This window comes from Cellulosimicrobium sp. RS, from assembly GCF_046159675.1.
Taxonomy (GTDB): domain Bacteria; phylum Actinomycetota; class Actinomycetes; order Actinomycetales; family Cellulomonadaceae; genus Cellulosimicrobium; species Cellulosimicrobium funkei.
The window spans coordinates 1-5356 of sequence record NZ_JBJXVU010000023.1; the positions used below are offsets into that span (position 1 = coordinate 1).

Genomic DNA, 5356 nt, shown 5'->3' on the forward strand with positions numbered 1-5356 from the left:
TTTTTGTCCCTGTGGCATGGCTGGCCTGGTTGCCCGTCCGGGTGGTTGGGTTGGTTGTGTCTGGGATTCCTTTGGTTGATTTCGGAAGATGATGTCATCTTTCGTGTTGATGCCAGTTTTGTGAACCCTGTTGGGGTTCGCTTCGTATGGATTGTTCACTGCCGGGGTTTGTCCTGGTGGTGGGCGTTGTTCATTTACGGAGAGTTTGATCCTGGCTCAGGACGAACGCTGGCGGCGTGCTTAACACATGCAAGTCGAACGATGATGCCCAGCTTGCTGGGCGGATTAGTGGCGAACGGGTGAGTAACACGTGAGTAACCTGCCCTTGACTTCGGGATAACTCCGGGAAACCGGGGCTAATACCGGATATGAGCCGTCCTCGCATGGGGGTGGTTGGAAAGTTTTTCGGTCAGGGATGGGCTCGCGGCCTATCAGCTTGTTGGTGGGGTGATGGCCTACCAAGGCGACGACGGGTAGCCGGCCTGAGAGGGCGACCGGCCACACTGGGACTGAGACACGGCCCAGACTCCTACGGGAGGCAGCAGTGGGGAATATTGCACAATGGGCGAAAGCCTGATGCAGCGACGCCGCGTGAGGGATGAAGGCCTTCGGGTTGTAAACCTCTTTCAGCAGGGAAGAAGCGCAAGTGACGGTACCTGCAGAAGAAGCGCCGGCTAACTACGTGCCAGCAGCCGCGGTAATACGTAGGGCGCAAGCGTTGTCCGGAATTATTGGGCGTAAAGAGCTCGTAGGCGGTTTGTCGCGTCTGGTGTGAAAACTCGAGGCTCAACCTCGAGCTTGCATCGGGTACGGGCAGACTAGAGTGCGGTAGGGGAGACTGGAATTCCTGGTGTAGCGGTGGAATGCGCAGATATCAGGAGGAACACCGATGGCGAAGGCAGGTCTCTGGGCCGCAACTGACGCTGAGGAGCGAAAGCATGGGGAGCGAACAGGATTAGATACCCTGGTAGTCCATGCCGTAAACGTTGGGCACTAGGTGTGGGGCTCATTCCACGAGTTCCGTGCCGCAGCAAACGCATTAAGTGCCCCGCCTGGGGAGTACGGCCGCAAGGCTAAAACTCAAAGGAATTGACGGGGGCCCGCACAAGCGGCGGAGCATGCGGATTAATTCGATGCAACGCGAAGAACCTTACCAAGGCTTGACATGCACGAGAAGCCACCAGAGATGGTGGTCTCTTTGGACACTCGTGCACAGGTGGTGCATGGTTGTCGTCAGCTCGTGTCGTGAGATGTTGGGTTAAGTCCCGCAACGAGCGCAACCCTCGTCCCATGTTGCCAGCGGGTTATGCCGGGGACTCATGGGAGACTGCCGGGGTCAACTCGGAGGAAGGTGGGGATGACGTCAAATCATCATGCCCCTTATGTCTTGGGCTTCACGCATGCTACAATGGCCGGTACAAAGGGCTGCGATACCGTAAGGTGGAGCGAATCCCAAAAAGCCGGTCTCAGTTCGGATTGGGGTCTGCAACTCGACCCCATGAAGTCGGAGTCGCTAGTAATCGCAGATCAGCAACGCTGCGGTGAATACGTTCCCGGGCCTTGTACACACCGCCCGTCAAGTCACGAAAGTCGGTAACACCCGAAGCCCATGGCCCAACCGTTCGCGGGGGGAGTGGTCGAAGGTGGGACTGGCGATTGGGACTAAGTCGTAACAAGGTAGCCGTACCGGAAGGTGCGGCTGGATCACCTCCTTTCTAAGGAGCTACCAACCCTCGCCCTTGCCGGTGTTTGCTGGTGGGTGGGTGGTTCAGGTGCCACGCCATCGCCGTCCGTGTGGTGGGTGGTTGCTCATGGGTGGAACATTGACGAAAGAGCTTCTTCGGTCTTGCTGGTGTCAGTACCTGCCGGCTCGCACGTGTCTCTTCGGGGTGCGTGCGGGTGGTGGTGGAACATCACGGGTGAGGTTGGGGGGCTTGTCGAGCACACTGTTGGGTCCTCAGGTCACCGGCCACCGGTTGGTGGGGTGCCTGGTACGGGCCGGTCCTTGGACCACGAACCGCTGCGCGGGTCTTCTTCTTCGGGAGAGGGGTCGGGTGGTAGGCGGGTCTGGTGGGGTCGGGGTCGTTGGTTGTTTGAGAACTGCACAGTGGACGCGAGCATCTTTGTAAAGATCAAGACGCACCCTTTCGGGGGTGTGGTTCTTGGTTCTCTGCAGTTTTGTTGTTTTTGTTGAAGTTTTTAAGGGCACAGGGTGGATGCCTTGGCACTAGGAGCCGAAGAAGGACGTGGTAGCCTGCGATAAGCCTCGGGGAGCTGGCAAACGAGCTGTGATCCGAGGGTTTCCGAATGGGGGAACCCCGCACGAGTCATGTCGTGTGACCCGCACCTGAATATATAGGGTGTGTGGAGGGAACGTCGGGAAGTGAAACATCTCAGTACCGACAGGAAGAGATATTCCGTGAGTAGTGGCGAGCGAAAGCGGATGAGGCCAAACCGGGCGCGTGTTCAAGCTGTCAGGCGTTGCGTGTTCGGGGTTGTGGGACCCTTCTGGTGGATCTGACAGTCCACCGGGGAGTAAGAAAGCCGTGTCATAGTCGAACCGCATTGAAAGGCGGACCACAGACGGTGCGAGTCCGGTAGACGAAATGGTGCGGCCTCCCGAAGGGGATCCCAAGTAGCACGGGGCCCGAGAAATCTCGTGTGAATCTGGCAAGACCACTTGCTAAGCCTAAATACTACCTAGTGACCGATAGCGGACCAGTACCGTGAGGGAAAGGTGAAAAGTACCCCGGGAGGGGAGTGAAATAGTACCTGAAACCGTGTGCCTACAATCCGTTGGAGCCTCCTTGGCTGGGGTGACAGCGTGCCTTTTGAAGAATGAGCCTGCGAGTTAGTGCTCAGTGGCGAGGTTAACCCGTGTGGGGAAGCCGTAGCGAAAGCGAGTCCGAACAGGGCGCCCATAGTCGCTGGGTCTAGACCCGAAGCGAAGTGATCTAGCCATGGGCAGGTTGAAGCGCGGGTAAGACCGCGTGGAGGACCGAACCCACCAGGGTTGAAAACCTGGGGGATGACCTGTGGTTAGGGGTGAAAGGCCAATCAAACTTCGTGATAGCTGGTTCTCCCCGAAATGCATTTAGGTGCAGCGTCACGTGTTTCTTGCCGGAGGTAGAGCTACTGGATGGCCGATGGGCCCTACAAGGTTACTGACGTCAGCCAAACTCCGAATGCCGGTAAGTGAAAGCGTGGCAGTGAGACTGCGGGGGATAAGCTCCGTAGTCGAGAGGGAAACAGCCCAGACCACCGGCTAAGGCCCCTAAGCGTGTGCTAAGTGGGAAAGGATGTGGAGTTGCACAGACAACCAGGAGGTTGGCTTAGAAGCAGCCACCCTTGAAAGAGTGCGTAATAGCTCACTGGTCAAGTGATTCCGCGCCGACAATGTAGCGGGGCTCAAGTACACCGCCGAAGCCGTGGCATCTGCGCTCAACTCAGGCCTTCGTGGTCCAGAGGCGCAGGTGGGTAGGGGAGCGTCGTGTGGGCGGTGAAGCCGCGGGGGAACCCAGCGGTGGAGCCCACACGAGTGAGAATGCAGGCATGAGTAGCGAAAGACGGGTGAGAAACCCGTCCGCCGAATGACCAAGGGTTCCAGGGCCAGGTTAATCCGCCCTGGGTAAGTCGGGACCTAAGGCGAGGCCGACAGGCGTAGTCGATGGACAAGGAGTTGATATTCTCCTACCGGCGAAGAACCGCCCATACCGAGCCCGGTGATGCTGACCGCCCAAACCTGCCCATCGACCCTTCGGGGTCACCGGGCAGGGGCGCGCGGGACCCAATCCGGTAGTAGGTAAGCGTATTAACAGGGGTGACGCAGGAAGGTAGCCCGGCGTGGCGATGGTAGACCACGTCCAAGGCTGTAGGCCGTCGGGTAGGCAAATCCGCCCGGCACACAGGCTGAGAGCTGACGGTGAGCGCACAAGCGCGAACTGGGTGATCCTATGCTGCCAAGAAAAGCCTCGACGCGAGGTTCTAGCCGCCCGTACCCCAAACCGACTCAGGTGGTCAGGTAGAGAATACTAAGGCGATCGAGAGAATCGTGGTTAAGGAACTCGGCAAAATGCCCCCGTAACTTCGGGAGAAGGGGGGCCCGAAGCGTGAACACCCTCGCGGTGGGAGCGTGGACGGCCGCAGAGACCAGGGAGAAGCGACTGTTTACTAAAAACACAGGTCCGTGCGAAGTCGCAAGACGATGTATACGGACTGACGCCTGCCCGGTGCTGGAAGGTTAAGAGGACGGGTCAACCCTTCGGGGTGAAGCTCAGAATTTAAGCCCCAGTAAACGGCGGTGGTAACTATAACCATCCTAAGGTAGCGAAATTCCTTGTCGGGTAAGTTCCGACCTGCACGAATGGCGTAACGACTTCTCCGCTGTCTCAACCGCGAACTCGGCGAAATTGCACTACGAGTAAAGATGCTCGTTACGCGCAGCAGGACGGAAAGACCCCGGGACCTTTACTATAGCTTGGTATTGGTGTTCGGTGCGGCTTGTGTAGGATAGGTGGGAGACTGTGAAGCCCGTACGCCAGTGCGGGTGGAGTCAACGTTGAAATACCACTCTGGCCGCTTCGGATGTCTAACCTCGGTCCGTGATCCGGACCAGGGACAGTGCCTGGTGGGTAGTTTAACTGGGGCGGTTGCCTCCTAAAATGTAACGGAGGCGCTCAAAGGTTCCCTCAGCCTGGTTGGCAATCAGGTGTCGAGTGCAAGTGCACAAGGGAGCTTGACTGTGAGACTGACAGGTCGAGCAGGGACGAAAGTCGGAACTAGTGATCCGGCGGTGGCTTGTGGAAGCGCCGTCGCTCAACGGATAAAAGGTACCCCGGGGATAACAGGCTGATCTTGCCCAAGAGTCCATATCGACGGCATGGTTTGGCACCTCGATGTCGGCTCGTCGCATCCTGGGGCTGGAGTAGGTCCCAAGGGTTGGGCTGTTCGCCCATTAAAGCGGTACGCGAGCTGGGTTTAGAACGTCGTGAGACAGTTCGGTCCCTATCCGCTGCGCGCGCAGGAAACTTGAGAAGGGCTGTCCCTAGTACGAGAGGACCGGGACGGACGAACCTCTGGTGTGCCAGTTGTTCCGCCAGGAGCACCGCTGGTTGGCTACGTTCGGAAGGGATAACCGCTGAAAGCATCTAAGCGGGAAGCCTGCTTCAAGATGAGGTTTCCATACCCTACGGGGTGAGAGGCACCCAGCAGAACACTGGGTCGATAGGCCGGACGTGGAAGCGGGGACGAAAGACCCGTGCAGCTGACCGGTACTAATCAGCCGACAACTTCAACACCAAACACTCTTGTGCTACGCGTCCACTGTGCGGTTCCCGAACCACCAACACCACACCCC

At 58.2% G+C, this 5356-nt stretch carries 2 rRNA genes; both read left to right on the forward strand.

The annotated features are described in order from the left end of the window. The first annotated feature begins 193 nt into the window (after positions 1–193). Positions 194–1715: ribosomal RNA gene (locus tag ACI769_RS19795) — 16S ribosomal RNA — on the forward strand. Positions 1716–2189: 474 nt separating this feature from the next. Next, positions 2190–5297: ribosomal RNA gene (locus ACI769_RS19800) — 23S ribosomal RNA — on the forward strand. The 16S and 23S rRNA genes sit together here, the layout of an rRNA operon. The last annotated feature ends 59 nt before the right edge of the window (positions 5298–5356 follow it).